Source organism: Saprospira grandis (genome assembly GCF_027594745.1).
Lineage (GTDB): Bacteria > Bacteroidota > Bacteroidia > Chitinophagales > Saprospiraceae > Saprospira > Saprospira grandis.
Map to the genome: position 1 here is coordinate 2,735,628 of NZ_CP110854.1, position 16,007 is coordinate 2,751,634.

Annotated in this window: 15 protein-coding genes; 8 read left to right on the forward strand and 7 right to left on the reverse strand. The window is 47.1% G+C overall.

Annotated features, from left to right (window positions below; all coding sequences use genetic code 11):
- Window positions 1-179 precede the first annotated feature (179 nt).
- Window positions 180-1,280, forward strand: a complete 1,101-nt coding sequence (locus tag OP864_RS10830; RefSeq protein ID WP_270098206.1) for a LysM peptidoglycan-binding domain-containing protein — start codon at window positions 180-182, stop codon at window positions 1,278-1,280.
- Window positions 1,281-1,333: 53 nt separating this feature from the next.
- On the opposite strand, the gene OP864_RS10835 is transcribed toward OP864_RS10830, so the two are convergent.
- The 3 genes from OP864_RS10835 to OP864_RS10845 all read right to left on the reverse strand — a co-directional run bounded on the left by OP864_RS10835 (window position 1,334) and on the right by OP864_RS10845 (window position 4,707).
- Entirely contained in the window at window positions 1,334-2,383 is a 1,050-nt protein-coding gene (locus OP864_RS10835; RefSeq protein ID WP_015693042.1) for a YihY/virulence factor BrkB family protein, read from the reverse strand.
- Window positions 2,384-2,721: 338 nt separating this feature from the next.
- On the reverse strand, window positions 2,722-3,924 hold the full coding sequence (locus tag OP864_RS10840) for a cytochrome-c peroxidase (RefSeq protein ID WP_270098207.1): 1,203 nt from the start codon (window positions 3,922-3,924) through the stop codon (window positions 2,722-2,724).
- Between the two features lie 3 nt (window positions 3,925-3,927).
- Window positions 3,928-4,707, reverse strand: a complete 780-nt coding sequence (locus OP864_RS10845) for an MbnP family protein (RefSeq protein WP_270098208.1) — start codon at window positions 4,705-4,707, stop codon at window positions 3,928-3,930.
- Window positions 4,708-5,093: 386 nt separating this feature from the next.
- Between OP864_RS10845 and OP864_RS10855 the strand changes: the two genes are divergently transcribed.
- The 5 genes from OP864_RS10855 to OP864_RS10870 are packed head-to-tail and all read left to right on the forward strand — an operon-like array spanning window position 5,094 to window position 8,454.
- Window positions 5,094-5,846 (forward strand): phosphoglycerol geranylgeranyltransferase, encoded by a 753-nt coding sequence (locus OP864_RS10855; RefSeq protein WP_270098209.1) that lies wholly within the window; start codon window positions 5,094-5,096, stop codon window positions 5,844-5,846.
- A 39-nt stretch (window positions 5,847-5,885) separates the two neighbouring features.
- Window positions 5,886-6,824, forward strand: coding sequence for a ribosome small subunit-dependent GTPase A (gene rsgA, locus OP864_RS10860; RefSeq protein WP_270098210.1), 939 nt, complete (start codon window positions 5,886-5,888; stop codon window positions 6,822-6,824).
- Window position 6,825: 1 nt separating this feature from the next.
- The gene (locus OP864_RS17000) at window positions 6,826-7,014 is read left to right on the forward strand and encodes a hypothetical protein (RefSeq protein ID WP_432423423.1); all 189 of its coding nucleotides are present in this window, start codon (window positions 6,826-6,828) and stop codon (window positions 7,012-7,014) included.
- Window positions 7,011-7,529, forward strand: a complete 519-nt coding sequence (locus OP864_RS10865; RefSeq protein WP_270098211.1) for a DUF2480 family protein — start codon at window positions 7,011-7,013, stop codon at window positions 7,527-7,529. Before OP864_RS17000 ends, OP864_RS10865 begins: the two co-directional genes overlap by 4 nt.
- A gap of 1 nt (window position 7,530) precedes the next feature.
- Entirely contained in the window at window positions 7,531-8,454 is a 924-nt protein-coding gene (locus OP864_RS10870; protein WP_270098212.1) for a lytic transglycosylase domain-containing protein, read from the forward strand.
- A gap of 137 nt (window positions 8,455-8,591) precedes the next feature.
- Here the strand turns inward: OP864_RS10870 and rpmF are convergent, their stop codons facing one another.
- From rpmF to OP864_RS10890, 4 genes are all read right to left on the reverse strand, one after another.
- Entirely contained in the window at window positions 8,592-8,822 is a 231-nt protein-coding gene (gene rpmF / locus OP864_RS10875) for a 50S ribosomal protein L32 (protein WP_270098213.1), read from the reverse strand.
- A 50-nt stretch (window positions 8,823-8,872) separates the two neighbouring features.
- Window positions 8,873-9,406 (reverse strand): YceD family protein, encoded by a 534-nt coding sequence (locus OP864_RS10880; RefSeq protein ID WP_270098214.1) that lies wholly within the window; start codon window positions 9,404-9,406, stop codon window positions 8,873-8,875.
- A gap of 143 nt (window positions 9,407-9,549) precedes the next feature.
- A complete protein-coding gene (gene dnaB / locus OP864_RS10885; protein WP_270098215.1) occupies window positions 9,550-11,082 on the reverse strand; it encodes a replicative DNA helicase in 1,533 nt (510 codons plus the stop codon).
- A gap of 336 nt (window positions 11,083-11,418) precedes the next feature.
- The gene (locus tag OP864_RS10890; protein ID WP_270098216.1) at window positions 11,419-12,168 is read right to left on the reverse strand and encodes a hypothetical protein; all 750 of its coding nucleotides are present in this window, start codon (window positions 12,166-12,168) and stop codon (window positions 11,419-11,421) included.
- Window positions 12,169-12,375: 207 nt separating this feature from the next.
- On the opposite strand from OP864_RS10890, the gene OP864_RS10895 reads away from it, so the two are divergent.
- Both OP864_RS10895 and OP864_RS10900 read left to right on the forward strand, forming a co-directional pair.
- Window positions 12,376-13,449 carry a PorP/SprF family type IX secretion system membrane protein gene (locus tag OP864_RS10895; protein ID WP_270098217.1) on the forward strand — a complete coding sequence of 358 codons (1,074 nt, stop codon included), beginning with the start codon at window positions 12,376-12,378 and terminating at the stop codon, window positions 13,447-13,449.
- Between the two features lie 233 nt (window positions 13,450-13,682).
- Window positions 13,683-15,968 (forward strand): OmpA family protein, encoded by a 2,286-nt coding sequence (locus tag OP864_RS10900; protein ID WP_270098218.1) that lies wholly within the window; start codon window positions 13,683-13,685, stop codon window positions 15,966-15,968.
- Window positions 15,969-16,007: the final 39 nt, after the last annotated feature.

Consider the following 16,007-nt stretch of genomic DNA (forward strand, 5'->3'; position numbering starts at 1 on the left):
GTAACCGAGGGCTGGCGCAATTGGCCTAGCGATGTGCAGGGGTGGCCCGTAGGGCCAGACCGAGGCGGCTTTGCCGGTGAAGGGCCGAGCAGACCTGCGAGCCCCGAAACGTAGCGCAGCAAGGCGAAGCCGCAGCTGAGGCCCCAAATTATCATTCATTCAAAAAATCCCCTTAAAATATGATAGCTCGACACACATTTAGTCAGGAAGATATAGCTGGCCGCCTAGCCAATATTCGGCGTTATGAGCCCGTACTAGATTATTACGGACAACAGCTCAAGGTAGAGGCCGCCTTGCTCAAAGCTATCGTAGCCGTAGAGTCTTCGGGCAATGCCCGAGCAGGAGAGGGGCGCTATAGCGGCGCCAAGGGCCTGATGCAAATCACTCGGCAGACTTGGATCGCCACGATTAAGCAATATCCAGATTTGCGCTACCGAAATACCAAATTGAGCGAGTATTTGGACCGAGATAAAAATGATGTTTGGGCCGATGCTTCTTTAAATACCTTGATTGGTACCCTAGCCCTCATCCTAAAGGCCCGTAGCCTGAGCCGTATGACAGGCCTGGCCATTTCGGCCAATGATCCCAAGGATGCCCCTATGTTGCTCACGGCCTACAATGCTGGCGAATATACCGTAATGAAGGCCTTCAAACGCGCCCAAGCTGCTGCTAGCTCCAACCCACAAATGGACTTTTTAGAGCGGGCGCATCTGCAGGGCGCTATTCAAGATGTAGTGACCCGCTTTAATCTGAGCTGGGATACCGCCGCTAAGTATAAAGAAATTAGCCAGTACGCTAGCAAAGTCTTTAGTTTTCTAGATGTTTTTCGGGGAACAACTAGCCCAACTAATAACACAGCAAGCAATAACAATACAACAAGCCCTCAAGAAGAGGAGCCCACACCTACACCCACACCACAAGCTACAACTCAATATTATTCGGTGGTATCTGGAGATACCGGCTATGGCATTGCTCGAAAGCTAGGGATTTCCTTTAGCAAGTTATCCGCGGCCAATCCGGGCGTGAACTGGGCGCGTTTGTCTTTGGGCCAAAAGCTAAAAGTAGGAGAGGGGCAGCCCCCCAAAGAAACGCCGGTTCGTCCAGACCCCCCCAAAACACCCAAAATCTATAGGGTGCAAAGAGGCGATAGCCTAGGCGTTTTGGCCCGTAAATTCAATGTGAGTATAGCCGCCATCAAGGCGCTAAATAAGAGCCAATTACAACGTTGGGGTAGGGTAGAAGGCTTTTTCGTAGGAGCCAAAATCAAAATCCCCCAATAAACTATTCTAGCACAAAGGGCCCCCAATCTGAAAAGATTGGGGGCCCTGCTGCTTTAAATCAATTCGTTGGGTAAAGGACTTTCATAGAGTTCTATGACCCGACCCTTATCGTCTTTTCGACGACTTTTCTTGACCCATTGCCGCTCTTTTTGCATCTTCTTGGCAAAGGCCTTGGGCTGAATAATGACCCCTCTGTATTCACAAATAGCCTTGATAAACTCGGCTCCAATAAAAATCAATTGGGCCGAATAATAAACCCAAAGCAAAATAATAATGAGCGAGCCCGTGGCCCCATAGGCACTCACAATACTCGTATGGCTGAGGTAGTAGCCCATCAGTAACTGACCCAACCAAAACAAAATGGCCGAAAATATCGAGCCCCACCAGATGTAGCGCCAACGAAGACGGGCCGCAGGCAAAATCTTATACATCAACATAAAGAAAATCGCAATGATGAGAATAGATACGCCCAAATTGAGAAAGACCAAAAAATTGGAGGTAAAATAGCTTACCGCTGGCGCCAATTGATCGGGCAAATGACTGGCCACCCAATCCTGATGCCCTTTGATATAGGTGCTCAGCCCCAAAATTAGTCCGTTGAGTAAGATAGAAAGGACCAAGAGCCCCCCAATGCTGAGAATCATCCCAAAAGATAAAATCCGATTGATGATCATTTGCACAATCTGCATCTTTCGAGCGACCTCCCTTACCCCAAAAATGGTGTTTAGGGCCTCTTGTAAGGCATAGAATATATGAGTAGATAAAAAGATCAGAAAGCCCAAACCCAAAATGGTCGCTAACCAATTGGTACTCGGACTGCCAATATTTTTTACCGCATTCTGAATCTGCTCAGCCGCAGCCTCCCCCACAAACTCAACAATGGTGTCGTAAATACGACCCTCTACAGCAGCTTCCCCCAAAAAGAAGCCCACCAAACCAATAATGATAATCAAAATGGCCGGTAAGGAGAAAATAGTATAATAGGCCAAGGCGGCCCCCATCCGCTGTACTCGGTCTTGCCCATAGCTATTTATTGTGGCCTGAATAACCAAATAAATCGGACGAAGATAGAGCCGGAAAAAGTTTCTAAAAATGCGTAACATGCTTAGCTGATTTTCTCCAAAATAAGGAGATTCGTAGACATAAAAAAAGCAGATTGCCAATTAGACAATCTGCTTGCTGTAGGTATAAGTTCATCTTATCAAACGAGCGTAAGCCTTGGAAAATTTCACTCATATGGGGTAGTGTTTGGTCTACCTACAGCTTTAAAAGTATCAGTCAGAGATGATAAACTTCATTAGTAAAAATACAAGCTTAATTCATAAAAAAGGCATCTTAATAGAGATTTTTAGTTCTAAAAACAGCAGCTTTATTATTAAACCGTATGATTTTAGCCTAAATAAGCTTCCGTTCATCTAAAAAAAGCGCTAAAAACTGCATTTTATTCGGCCCAAGGGTCTGCTTGCAAAAATGGGTCAGCCCATTCGGCCTTATTGACATAACTAGTATCGGTCAGGGCATGTAAAAAGGCAATGATGTCCTGTTTTTCTTGGGCCGTCAAATGAGGCAGCTCTGGCGCAGTGCTGAGCTCATTGGCCACATTCGGCCCTCTACTCCCCGAGGTATGCTCGGTGTAATGGTCCAAGACTTCTTCTAAGGTAGCAAAGCGACCATCATGCATATAAGGAGCCGTAAGGCCCACATTTCGCAAACTCACTTCTCTAAATCGACCATTGTCTACTACGGAACCCGTAACATCTCCCAATCCGTTATCACTAAATTCCATAAAGCTGCTCACCGAGTCAATGGCATTATTAGAAAAACTATTGCGGGCAAAAATAGCCGCATCCCGAGTAAAGCTATGACAATGCGCACATTCCGCATCCTTGGTGCTGGCACTGCCCAACGCATCTCCCAAAAAGAGCAGCTTCCCTCTTTGAGCCGCTTCACTCATATACTGAAAAGGTACCCATTCGTCTCGGTCATATTCAGAATCTGCCGAGTTGAGGGTCCGTAGAAATTGAGCAAGGGCCTTGGCCGCCAATTCTTTGCTCATCTCATCAATATGTTCTATCCCAAAGGCCTGACGAAACATCCGAGGATAATGCTCATGCGCTTTCAAACGCTGCATCACATCCTCCCAATTACTCATCATTTCTAAGGGGTGCTCTACTGGCGAAAGCACCTGCTCCTCTAAGCTGGCAAATTTGCCGTCCCAGTTGAAGTTGTGCTGGCTGTTTTGTTTCCAGTTGTAGCCCACATTGATTAAGGACATGCTGTTTCTGGTCCCCACAGCACCACCAACCCCTATACCCACAGGGTTCCCATCGGTAAAGGCCCGATCCTGATGATGACAGCTGGCACAAGAAATACTGCTGTCTATAGAGAGTTTGCGCTCGTAAAATAAATATCGACCCAGTTTAACCCCCGCTTCTGTCGCTCTATTGTCACTGGGCTCTTCCATGGTCGGTAAGCCGTTAATCTCAGGGTAGTCATAGGCTACTGGGTTATACGGAATGCTATCCAAGCTCCCCACAGTAGGAGAAACCGGACCAATGTCATCGGGCTTGGGGTCGCAGGCCGTTTCCAAAAGTAACAAGCTGCCCAAGCCTAAGCTCAAGTAAAGAAGAGGTTTTTTAAACATAGTTTATTGCAATTCTAGGGCCTGGCCCATATTCGTAATAACGGTTTTTACAATGGCGTATTCCGTAGTGCTGGGGTCTCCAGAATGACTGACGTTGTTGTCCGCAATCGGAATTTCTTGCCCCGTTTTGTAAAATACCTCTTTTATATCAATCGTAAAATTCAAGCTGGTCGCTTGCTCCAAATTGAATTGTTTACTGAAATTCTTTTGCTGATACATGCCATCTACCCCAGAGTGATAGAGAAAATTAACATCTCCACCCGCTGCAGCTGGCAAACTATCAATTTTACCCTCGGTTCGCGTAAAAATATAGCTGTCCCAAGCGGTCCAGTAATTTCCAGCATCCCCCAAGGCCACCGCACTGCTAAAGTCCGCAGGATCCATGGCATTCAAATCAGGCGCTACCCCCAAACCAAAACGAATGGCCGTAAAATTCCCCGTCTCCGCCAAACTATAACTCAAATCAACTCCAGCCTCAGCATCCGCCAAGTCTACCAAGCTATTAAAATTAACGTAGGCCGAACTGTCCACCAATACCCAATCGCCATTTTCTTTCTGCACTTCTATATAAGAAAGAAAAAAATTAAATACTTGCAACTGAAAGTTTTCGCCATTCGGGGCCGTAACATCCGTAAACATCGGCAAGGCCTGCCCATCAAATTGCGCCTTGAAGTTTAAGGTCAGGTTTTTTGTCTCCTCCACCGGAGGATCTACAGGGTCTTTTTTACAAGATGCGGCCCAACCCACTAAAGCCAAAATTAAAAATGCTGATAAATAACGCATAAGTCAAAATTAAGTGAATAAACAAGTCTGATTCTATTCTTTTGGGGCCTCCTGCCTGCGGCAGGCGCTACGTTGCGGGGCTCGCAAGTCTGCTCGGCCCTTCGCCGCTTGCAGCGGCTCGGTCTGGCCTTCGGCCACCCCTGCACATCGCTAGGCCGCTCAACAAACGGCTTTGCGCCTGCCTTTTTTCTCCGGCCCCAAAATTTCTTATTATAAGATAAAAAAGCTGGACCAATTAGTCTGTGGCAGCAGTTACCTATACCGCAATAGCAGCATAAAAGTACGCTTTTGTAATATGCCCAAGGGCCAAGCCAACAACTTCAGCCAAAAGCTAGGGGCAGTCGCCAAAAGTTCACTATCTTTCGCCCAAAGATTAAACGAGGATTATGCTAAAAGGATTGGCGAACTTTCCGCTTTACCAAAATTTATTGGCGGCTAAGGCCCAAAAACAAAAGGGCTTTGCCCTGCTTATCGACCCCGATAAACTTAAGACGAAGGAATTGAACGAAACGATTGAACGAGCGGTTTGGGCTGGTGTAGATTATTTCTTTGTGGGAGGAAGCCTACTGCTCAATGATGCCCTAGAAGAGGTGGTGGCCCTGCTCAAAAGCCAGACGGATATTCCCGTTTTTCTTTTCCCCGGCTCGCTGCGCCAAATTAGCCATAATGCCGATGCCTTACTGCTGCTTTCACTCATTTCTGGCCGCAATCCCGATCTGCTGATTGGCCAACATGTAGAGGCCGCCGCCTATTTGCGCAAAAGCCCACTAGAAATTCTACCCACAGGCTATATGCTCATTGATGGCGGAAAACCCACTTCGGTTTCTTATATTAGTAATACCCAACCTATTCCCGCCAATAAAGAAGATATTGCTATCTGTACCGCACTAGCAGGCCAACTCCTAGGCCTCAAACTGATTTATATGGATGCCGGATCTGGAGCCCTTCAGCCCATTTCTAGCCAAATGATCGAGGCGGTTTCTTCTGCCATAGAGCTTCCGCTCATTGTGGGCGGGGGCATCCGCAACGCCGAAAAAGTGGCCCAAAATATTCAAGCTGGAGCCGATCTGGTGGTGGTGGGCAATGCCCTAGAAAAAGCCCCCCAACTCATGGCCGAAATGGTGGCCGCCTGCCATTAAATATGGACCAATTTTTAGAATTTAGATCTAATACCTTTTATGCAAGGAACTGTAATTAAATCTACCGGCACTTGGTACCGCGTCCAAACGCCCGACCATAAAGTTTATGATTGTCGAATTAAAGGAAAGTTTAGACTCAAAGGCTATAAACTGACCAATCCCGTCGCCGTAGGCGATGAGGTCCTCTTTGAACAGGAGAAAGGCCTAGAAACAGGCATGATTCACAAGATTTTGCCCCGCCAAAATTATGTGCTCCGCCGTTCTACCCGCCAAAAGCACCACCAACACCTCATTGCCTGCAATTTGGACCAAGCCCTTTTGGTGGTCACGCTCCGAGAACCCAATGTGAAGCTGGGCTTTATTGATCGCTTTTTGCTGACTACCGAAGCCTATTCTATTCCCACTTATATTATTCTCAATAAGGCCGACCTCTATGATGAGGGAGACCTCGAAATGTACGAGGGCCTCAAAATTCTCTATGGCCGAGTAGGCTACCAAACTCGCTTGGTTTCTGCAGAAACTGGAGAGGGCCTAGAGGAACTGCAATTGTTGCTCAAAGATAAGCGCAGCCTTTTTTCGGGCCACTCTGGAGTGGGCAAGTCTTCTTTGATTAACGCCTTGGCGCCTGGCCTTGGCCTACGCACCAGCGAAGTATCGGATTATAGCCAAAAGGGGATGCACACCACTACTTTTGCCGAGCTATTTACTTTGCCCCAGGGCGGCGAAATTATTGACACTCCGGGTATCAAGGAGCTGGGCTTCCTCAATTTGGAGCCCCAAGATGTGGCCCATAATTTTCCCGAAATTTTTGAGGCCTCTAAAAATTGTAAATACAATAACTGCTTGCATATCAATGAGCCAGATTGTGCCGTAAAAGCAGGCCTAGAAACAGGCGAAGTACATGAGCTGCGCTACCAAAGCTATTTGTCAATTATGGAAGAAATCCAAGAACAAAACCATTGGGAGCGACATTTATAAATTGGGCCAGTTAGGCGGCGAAGCCGCCCCGGCTGAGGGATGGAAAAGGGTGGCCGAAGGCCAGACCCAGCTTTTTGAGCAAAGCGAAAAAAGCGCAGGGCCGAGCAGACTTGCGAGCCCTGACACAGCCCGACCCGCCCGCAGGGCGGGGCAGCCCCAAAAAAATATAAAAAAGAAGAAAAGAACATGAAAAACCAACCCCTAGTCAATAGAGTGGCCAAAAGTAGCCTTATCAACTTTAATTTGGAAGATTATTATCCGCAGGCCGAAATTTTGGTCTTTGATATCAAAGATTATCTCTTTAAAGGCTTAATTTTGAGGGAGAAAGATTTTCGACAGGCGCTCAAAGAGATGGATTGGAGCCAATATGCGGGCAAAAACTTGCGGGTTTATTGTTCTGCGGATGCGATTGTGCCGACTTGGGCCTATCAGTTGGTGGTCAGTTTGGCGGCGCCCTATGCTTTGGCTGTTCGTTTTGGGAGCCAAGAAGAGTTTTTGGCGGGGCATTATCAGGCTGTTTTGGGCCAATTAGATTTGGCCGATTTTGAGGGCAAGCCCGTGGTGATTAAAGGCTGTAGTGATAAGCCGGTGCCGGTGGCGGCCTATATGGAAATCACGCGGATTTTGCAGCCAGTGGCCAAAAGCATTATGTTTGGAGAAGCCTGTTCGACCGTTCCGATTTATAAGCAAAAAAAGAAGAAATAAGATGAAAACGCTATCCTCCTTATTGGTTTACAGCTTGGGCACGACTGCCTTTTTGGCCTTTTTGGTCCTGACCTCTTATACGGACCCCAAGGACCAGCCCGAGGCGGCCCCTCAGGCCCCTCGTTTAGAGCATGTGCAGCAGGTGCAAATGCCCAAAATTCCCGATTCATTGAGTTTTGCTGGCGAGGCTGTGCCTATTCAGGATATGGATATGCGGGAGCGTTTTGACCGAGAGCAATTGTCGATTTGTTTTCGACATTCGGCCACTATTCATAGTATGAAATTGGCCAACCGTTATTTTCCGATGATGGAGGAGGTGCTCAAAAAAAATGGGGTACCTGAAGATTTCAAGTATTTGGCCGTTACCGAAAGTAATTTGCTAAATGCGACCTCGCCTGCTGGGGCCAAGGGGATTTGGCAGTTTATGCCTGCTACGGCTCGTATGTATGGTTTGGAGGTCAGTAAGGAGGTGGATGAGCGTCTAAATTTCTATTTGGTGACCGAGGCCGCCTGTAAGTTGCTCAAGCGACTAAAAAATAAATTTGGCAGTTGGACCTTGGCGGCGGCAGCCTACAATTGTGGAGAGGGTAGAGTACAGCAGCGGCAGCGAGCGCAGGGCGGAACGGCCTATTATGAGTTGGAATTGCCTGCGGAAACGATGCGTTATTTGCCTCGTATTTTTGCCACCAAATGTATTTTGTCTAATCCAGAAAGCTATGGGTTTTTCTATGAGCAGGATGATCTTTATCCCGCTTTTCCCGATTATCGTTTAGTGACCGTTAATGGACCAACCAACTGGGCTTCTTTTTGTAAGGAGCAGGGCGTAAGTTATCGGACCCTCAAATTGCACAACCCTTGGATTCTCAGTAGCAAATTGACCAATGCCAAGCGAAAAAGCTATACGGTTCGCTTGCCCAAAGAGTAGGGCAGGAGTTGAAGTTAAAAAAGCGCAGTTATCAATTTAGATAACTGCGCTTTTTATTTTGGTCTAAAACAACATAGCTTAGGCTCTAGCTGCCGAGCAACTAGAGCCTGAGATATAAAGCAAAAAGGGGGATAGACTTAATCGTCTAGGCCTTCATTGCCAAAGTCTACTACGGGAGCAGCTACTTCTTTAACCTTAGGAGCTACCATAAGGCGGCCACGGTAAAAGCCACACTCGCCACAAACGTGGTGAGGCAATTTAGGAGCGCCACAGTTTTGGCAGTCGATTACGTTAGGAGCCTCGATTTTATAGTGGGTACGACGCTTACGCTTACGCTGTTTTGATATTCTACTCTTAGGATGTGCCATTTCTACAGAATTTTATAAAGTACTATTTTTTCAATAATAAATGTGAAGGGTTATTCTAAGTCTAAATCTTTGAGAGCATCCCAGACAGAAGAATTTGGAGTTTCATCATCCTCCTCTTCTTCTTCAGGAAGTTGGCTGTATTGGTCCAGCAAATCCAAAATTTCGGCAGGGCAACCCTCATCGGGGTGGACCTTTCGAATTGGGATAGCGAGCACCAACAACTCATAGAGCGTATTGGCCAAATCTAGCTGACTAGCGCCATGTTGCAGATAAATCAGCTCGGGCTCAGGGAACTCAGGCAATTCATGCACAAACTTAACAATCATTTGCTCATCTAGCGCAATGGGCAAGTCAAAATCTTGTCCACAAAGGTCGCATTGGGCCGGAACATGGCCAGAAAGCTGAAAGTCAAGCTGCATAAACTGCTGCTTTTTGAGCATTTGCAGTTTAACTACGACTTGGGCCTGATCTAGAGGGGCATCCTCAAAGGCACTTAAGAACTTTTCATTGAGCTCATAATCAAATTGATGTTGACCATCGGCCAAACTCAGAAAGTTGATTGCGTAGGCTCTAAGATGTTTCATGTCTCCGCTTTTTTTGGAAACGCCTGCAAAAATAGGCAATTTTCAATAAAATAATAATTTTTACAGCCTAGATATTAAAAAACAGTCTTTTAGGCTGCTGCAGACCCTCAAAAGGAAAAAAAGGGGCAAGAAGTTCCCCTTTTTTAGAAGGGAATATCATCTATGCTGCCATTGTCATTATTCATTTTAGAGGAAAGGGGGCTGGGTTCGCCGCCTAGGTTGGAGGGGAGTTGGAAATTGCCGCCGGCCTGTTGTAGGCCATTAAAGTCTTGGTCCTCCAAATTAGAGAAGAGAGCATATTGGCCATCCCAGCGCAGGCGAACGGTTTCTAGCGAACCATTACGGTGTTTGGCGATGATAATTTCGCCAATATTTTGAAGCGAGTTGCCTTCTTCATCTTCTAGAATATCATAATATTCTGGGCGATAAATAAAGGTCACGATATCGGCATCTTGCTCGATGGCACCAGATTCCCGAAGGTCGGAAAGCATGGGGCGTTTGGAGCCGCCACGGGTTTCTACGGCACGGCTCAGCTGCGAGAGGGCGATCACGGGCACATTGAGTTCTTTGGCCAGGGCCTTGAGTCCACGAGAGATGGTTGAAATCTCTTGTTCTCGGTTTCCGTTTTTATCGCCACCGCCTGCGGTCATCAGTTGGAGGTAATCGATAATAACGAGTTGGATATCGTGTTGCATTTTGAGGCGGCGGCATTTGGCGCGCAGTTCAAAGATGCTAATCCCTGGGGTATCATCAATAAAGATGGGCATTTTGCCCAATTGGTCCACCTGCGCATAGAGTTGTTGCCACTCATAATCTTCGAGTTGGCCCTTGCGGAGTTTTTCTGAAGAGATTTGGGTCTGCATAGAGATGATCCGGTTGACCAGCTGCACGCTAGACATCTCTAAAGAGAAAAAGGCGACCCCCGAGCTAAACTGTGCGGCTGCATTTTTGGCCACGGCTAGGGTGAAACTGGTTTTACCCATACCGGGACGGGCGGCAACGATGACCAAATCACTGGGTTGCCAGCCAGAGGTTACTCGGTCGAGGGCGGTAAAGCCAGAAGGGACACCAGTGAGTCCATCTTCCTTTTCCGATAGCTCTTCAAATTGTTTGATGGCCATATTGACCAGGGTACTCATCCCCATAGAGCCTCGGCTGAGGTTTTGTTCGGTAATGCCAAAGAGGCCTTGTTCGGCCTTATCGAGAAGGTCAAAAACATCGGCGGTATCTTCATAGGCCTCATTGATGGTTTCTGTAGACACCCGAATGAGTTCTCTTTGGATGAACTTTTGGGAAATGATGCGGGCGTGGTATTCTACGTTGGCGGAAGAGGCTACGCGGTTGGTCAGTTCTACCAATTGGTAGGGGCCGCCTACGGCCTCTAGTTTGCCCATTTTGCGGAGCTCTTCGGTAACGGTCAGCAAATCGACGGGGTTACTATCTTCAAAGAGTTTGCAGATGGCCTTATAAATATGTTGGTGGCGTTCGACATAGAAGCTTTCGGGAGAAAGGATATCGATGACGATGGCCAGGGCATCTTTATCGAGCATGAGTGCGCCCAAGACGGCCTCTTCGAGGGCGGGGGCTTGGGGTTGCACTTTCCCAAAGGCGTTGTTGCCTTGGGTTTGCTTGAAGCTCTTGAGATTTTTCTTTTGGTCAGTCTTATTAAAATTCATAGCAGGCGAGTCTTTCAAATAATTGTATATCAATTAGATGAGGTCTTAATTGGTGGTGCTTGTCTGATTTGCGGAGGGCAAATTTGCTAAGAAAAAAAGGGAATAAAAAATTTGTTCTTTGGAACTCCTTTTTTTGGCCCCATAAAATGGGCTTTTGGGGCTTTTTCTGGTCTATATTTTTTTTGGAGGGGACAGGCGGCGGAGCCGCCGCAGGCTGAGGGGCTGTAGCAGGGCCGCCGCAGGCGGCAGAGCAAAGCGCTGAAAGCGCTGCAGGGCCGAGCGAGCAGCGAGCTGCGCAATGGCCCGACCCGAGCGAAGCGAGTGGGCAGCCCCAAATTATTCTTCTTCTAGAATTAGAATGTCTTCAGCGATAGGGCCATACACTTTTTCTTTTTGGGCATTGTAGAGGCTGAGTTGAATTTGGTGTGGGCCTGGGGGGAGGTTTTGGAGGCTATGGGCCTGCCAGTTTTGGATCCACCAGCTTCGTTTTTGGTCGAGCTCGAGCAGGACCTGATAATTTTTGGGGCCAATTTCGCAATTATAGCGATAAAAATCGACAATTACATTTTGGCTTTCTTGGGGGCTAAATTGGCCGAGCGGGCTGGCGTAGGCAATTTGGGCTTGGCGGTTGGGGATGCTTTTTCGGATCGATTGCTTGAGGGTTTCTATATCTCGGCAAACGAAGGCCTGTGGGGCGCGGATGACTTGGCCGTTGGGGGCCGAGAGGAAGGCCTTGAAAAGCTGGGGGCCATCGGGAATATCAATTTGGAAATTGCGGTCATTTTGGGCGGCATGCAGGCTATCGTTGAGCACTAAATGCAGGTGTAGCCCCAGAGGAATATACTTTTGGCCTCTTTTGCGCAGGCTATCAACGGCTTGGCCCAACAAAAGGTTTTGGACAATCATGCTGAGGCGGCCATTTTGGTAATTGAAGCCACGCATTTGGATGCTACTATCTTGATCGAGGGCCAAAGCGGGCAGGGGCAAAAGCTTAACTTTTGATAAGTCCCGTTTTTTCGTAGAACTTTGGCAGCTTAGGAGGAAAAAAGAAAAGAGAAAGAGAAAAAATGCTAATTTTACGCGCATAAACCTATAATTTTGGGGCCCCCTTCTTTTGGGGCAGATTATTTTAAAGCATTTAAGCCAAAGAGTTAAGCCCTTTAGGAGTACTTAGTTTAGTTAAAAAATAACTATATTTAACGCTAAATAATTATTCCGGCTCCAGTAGCCTTGACTGGGCCAAAAGAAAGCGAAAACTCTGAAGCATTAACATTGTACAAAATTATCAGTCAGATGAAAATTTTAAAACCTATACTCCTTTTTTGCATCCTCGCAAGCTGGGGGCAACTGCAGGCGCAGGACGTTCACTTTAGTATGTTCGACATGTCGCCAGTGAACCTCAACCCTGCCTATACGGGCTTCTACGAGGGGACCTTCCGGGTGGGAGGTATCTACCGTAGCCAATGGCAAGGTTTGGGCACCAACAGTCTGCTTCCCCAGGGCGCTACAGGCAATGCCTACCCCACTTCTTTTTCGGGCTACAAAACGCCCTCTGCTTTTATTGATGCCCCGATTATTGGCATTAAGGGCAAAGACAAATTTGGTGCTCCCAAACATTGGTTTGGTGCGGGAATCAACTTCTATAACGACCAAGTTTCTTATTTGTCGACCCTAAAAGCAGAATTGGCCCTAGCTTTTCATGCTGGACTTGGCGCTAGAGGCAATACTCGCCTCTCTTTTGGCTTTAAAGGAGGTATCCTGCAACAGTCGGTTGGCGATGCTAGCGACTATACTTTTGAGAATGATATTACTGGGGGGACGCCCGAAACTTTTGCCAGCGGAACCGCTAGCGGAATGGATTTCTCGGCCGGTTTGATGCTCTCTCATGTGGCTGCTGGCTGGAATATCGAGGCGGGAGTAGCGTATAACCACCTCAATTCGCCCGAATTGACGATCACCAACGATGTCTATAAGTTGCCTTCTAATATTATCGGTAGTGTTCGCTCTAATATTAGCCTAACGCGCAAGTTGTCTGTTCGCCCTATGGCTTTTGTTCAGTACATGGATAAGGCCTTTGAGGCCAACTTGCAGGCCCTTGCCGCTATCCACTTCAATGACACTAAGGACTTTAATCTATTGGCAGGTGCTGGTTACCGCCTTTCTGATGCTGCCTTTGCTCGCCTCGGTCTAGAATACCGCGGCCTTTCTTTTGGCGTAGCCTATGACTTTAACCTCTCTGGCTTGTCTAATAGCAACTACACGGGTAGCAATCTTCGTGGCCAAGGCTTCGAATTGGGCCTTACTTATATTGCCAAAATTTACAGAACTCCTGTGGTCAAAGAAATTCTCTTTAACCCTCGTTTCTAATGCTGTTCTGCTGTTTTGGGGCCTCCGCAGCAAAGCTGCGGCGCTACGCTACGGGGCTCGCTATTCGCTCGGCCCTTCGGCGCTAAAGCGCCTCGGTCTGGCCCTGCGGGCCACCCGCTCCGCATCGCTAGGCCGCTCCACCAAAGCCTCCGCCCAAGGAAGCGCTCCGGCCCCCCAAACAAACAGCCCGCATATTTTAAAAAGCATCTCCCTTAAAATTTAGAAAAATAGCAATGAAAAACTATTTCCTATCGGCCTTGCTAGTTTTACTAGCCATGCCATTCGTCTGGGGACAACCTGTGGGCAACAACCAACCCACAGAAAAACTAGAAGAAATTGCCTCTAGTAACCTCGAACGCTACGATACTTGGAACGCCTTGGATTACTTCAAACAGGTCCGCGAACGCAAACCCAATGATGTAAAGGCCAACTATGATGTAGCTTATACTTATTTCCTTCTTCGCGATTATTCTTCTGCCGAAAAAGAATTTCAGCAGCTCATCGAACTCGATAAGGAAAACTTTATGCCTATGGCTGGCTGGTATTATGCCCAAAGCCTAAAGCTAGCCGGCAAGTACAGCGATTGTATCCCCGCCTTTGAAAGCTTCAAAAGCAAATACAATGGCGAAGATGCCGACCGCATGAAAACTTTGGCCGATGTGGAAATCGCAGGAGCCAAATGGGCCCAAACAATGACTTCTCCCAAAGAAGAACTCATTATTAAGCCCCTAGATAAAACCGTTAACTCTCCACTTATGGAGAACTACGCTTACCCTATTGGCCGTAATAAATTGGTCTTCTCTGCCCTCCGTGGCGATAGCATTATCGTTTTGGAAGATGCTGAAGAAGAGGCCAAGTTTGCCCGCATCTTTGTAGCCGAAAAAGCAGAAGATGGCGAAAAATGGGAGAAAGTAGAGCCCTTTAGCGCTTCTACACTAGCCGCTGAAGGCTTTCATGTGGTTAACCCTACCTTTAATCAGGATATGAGCCGCTTTTTCTTCTCTAAAGCGCAGTTGGTGGGTAACCTACTCGAAAATAGTAAGATTTATGGCGCAGGCTATGACGGTACTAATGTTACTGAGCCTACTGCTCTTGATTTTAATGATGGAGAATATAGCTGCAAAAACCCCGCAGTCGGTATGCTAGATGGCCAAGAAGTACTTTTCTTCGCTTCTAATATGCCCGGCGGTAAAGGGGGCTTCGATATCTGGTATGCAGAAATCAATGCCGACGGAACTACTCGCACTCCCCTCAACCTAGAAGCCGTAAATACGGTAGGTGACGAAAGCCACCCCTTCTTCGATGAGCGCGATAATCGTCTCTATTTTGCGTCTAATGGCCACCCCGGTATGGGCGGTATCGACCTTTTCCAAACAGAGCGCAATGAAGCTGGAGCTTGGTCTGCCGTAGAAAATATGGGACCTGGCTTTAATACTAGCGTAGATGAATTTGGCTTTATCGTGACTCGCGAAGGCCGCGATGATTGCTTTGGCTACCTGATCTCTAACCGTGAGGGAAGTAGCGGAGCCGTACAAAGCCAAACTTCTACCGATGATATCTTCTCTATCTTGATGCCCGAACGTTGTGATGTTGATCTAATCGTTAAGGTAACTGATGATAAAACAGGAGAAGAAGTAGTAGGTGCTACAGTGAAAATTGTAGACAAAGAAACTGGTGAAGTAGTTGCCGAACAAACCAATACAGAGAATAACAAATTTGTATTTCCTCTAGAACAAGGTAAAGAGTATGAAGTAGTGGCTAGTAAAGAAGGTTGGGAAACTGGCTCTAGCACTTCTGCCGACACTCGCCGCCCCGCTCTAGAAAATCGCTTTGGTAGCGTTTCTGGCCCCATGGAATGGGAAGAAACCACCACCTTGAAAGAAGCTGGCTTGATGGTGCAAACTTTTGACCGCAACAGCAAAGCTCCTTTGAATGGCGTAACCGTAATGGTTTATGATGGCGATAAGTTGGTAGACGAAAAGACAATGACTGATGGCAATCAGTTTAGCTTTATCTTGGACAACAACAAAGAGTACAAAATCAAAGCTCGTCTAGAAGGCTATATCGGCGACTTTAAGACCGTAAAAGCCACTGAGGCTAAAGAGATGCACAAATTGTATTTGGCTCCTCCTCCCTTGTTTGTAAATGTATTGTTCGACTTTAATAAGTCAAATATCCGTACTGGTGCAGCCGATACCTTGGACCGCATTGCTGAAGTAATGACTGACTACCCCGAAATGGTAGTAGAAGTACGTGGTTTTACCGATGCTATTGGTTCTGATAGCTATAACGACCGTCTTTCTAAGCGTCGTTCTAAAGCAGCTATTGACTACCTAGTAGAAAAAGGCATTGCTGCTGAGCGCTTGATTGCTAAAGGTTTTGGTGAAGCGGAGCCTGTTGCACCCAACGAAAACGAAGATGGTAGCGATAACCCTGAAGGTCGTCAGCTCAACCGTCGTGTAGAGTTCAAGATTATTGAAGGTAATGTTGGCGCTGTAGAAACAGAAAAAAAAAACTAACTGAATCGGCAGCTCCTATTCAAGAGAATAAGCGGCCGA

Coding starts and splice junctions, on each gene's coding strand:
- OP864_RS10855 (WP_270098209.1), top strand. CDS start 5,094: ATGCTAAAAGGATTGGCGAACTTTCCGCTTTACCAAAATTTATTGGCG.
- OP864_RS10840 (WP_270098207.1), bottom strand. CDS start 3,924: ATGTTTAAAAAACCTCTTCTTTACTTGAGCTTAGGCTTGGGCAGCTTG.
- dnaB (WP_270098215.1), bottom strand. CDS start 11,082: ATGAATTTTAATAAGACTGACCAAAAGAAAAATCTCAAGAGCTTCAAG.
- OP864_RS10845 (WP_270098208.1), bottom strand. CDS start 4,707: ATGCGTTATTTATCAGCATTTTTAATTTTGGCTTTAGTGGGTTGGGCC.
- OP864_RS10870 (WP_270098212.1), top strand. CDS start 7,531: ATGAAAACGCTATCCTCCTTATTGGTTTACAGCTTGGGCACGACTGCC.
- OP864_RS10865 (WP_270098211.1), top strand. CDS start 7,011: ATGAAAAACCAACCCCTAGTCAATAGAGTGGCCAAAAGTAGCCTTATC.
- OP864_RS10890 (WP_270098216.1), bottom strand. CDS start 12,168: ATGCGCGTAAAATTAGCATTTTTTCTCTTTCTCTTTTCTTTTTTCCTC.
- OP864_RS10830 (WP_270098206.1), top strand. CDS start 180: ATGATAGCTCGACACACATTTAGTCAGGAAGATATAGCTGGCCGCCTA.
- OP864_RS10895 (WP_270098217.1), top strand. CDS start 12,376: ATGAAAATTTTAAAACCTATACTCCTTTTTTGCATCCTCGCAAGCTGG.
- OP864_RS10835 (WP_015693042.1), bottom strand. CDS start 2,383: ATGTTACGCATTTTTAGAAACTTTTTCCGGCTCTATCTTCGTCCGATT.
- OP864_RS10880 (WP_270098214.1), bottom strand. CDS start 9,406: ATGAAACATCTTAGAGCCTACGCAATCAACTTTCTGAGTTTGGCCGAT.
- rpmF (WP_270098213.1), bottom strand. CDS start 8,822: ATGGCACATCCTAAGAGTAGAATATCAAAACAGCGTAAGCGTAAGCGT.
- rsgA (WP_270098210.1), top strand. CDS start 5,886: ATGCAAGGAACTGTAATTAAATCTACCGGCACTTGGTACCGCGTCCAA.
- OP864_RS10900 (WP_270098218.1), top strand. CDS start 13,683: ATGAAAAACTATTTCCTATCGGCCTTGCTAGTTTTACTAGCCATGCCA.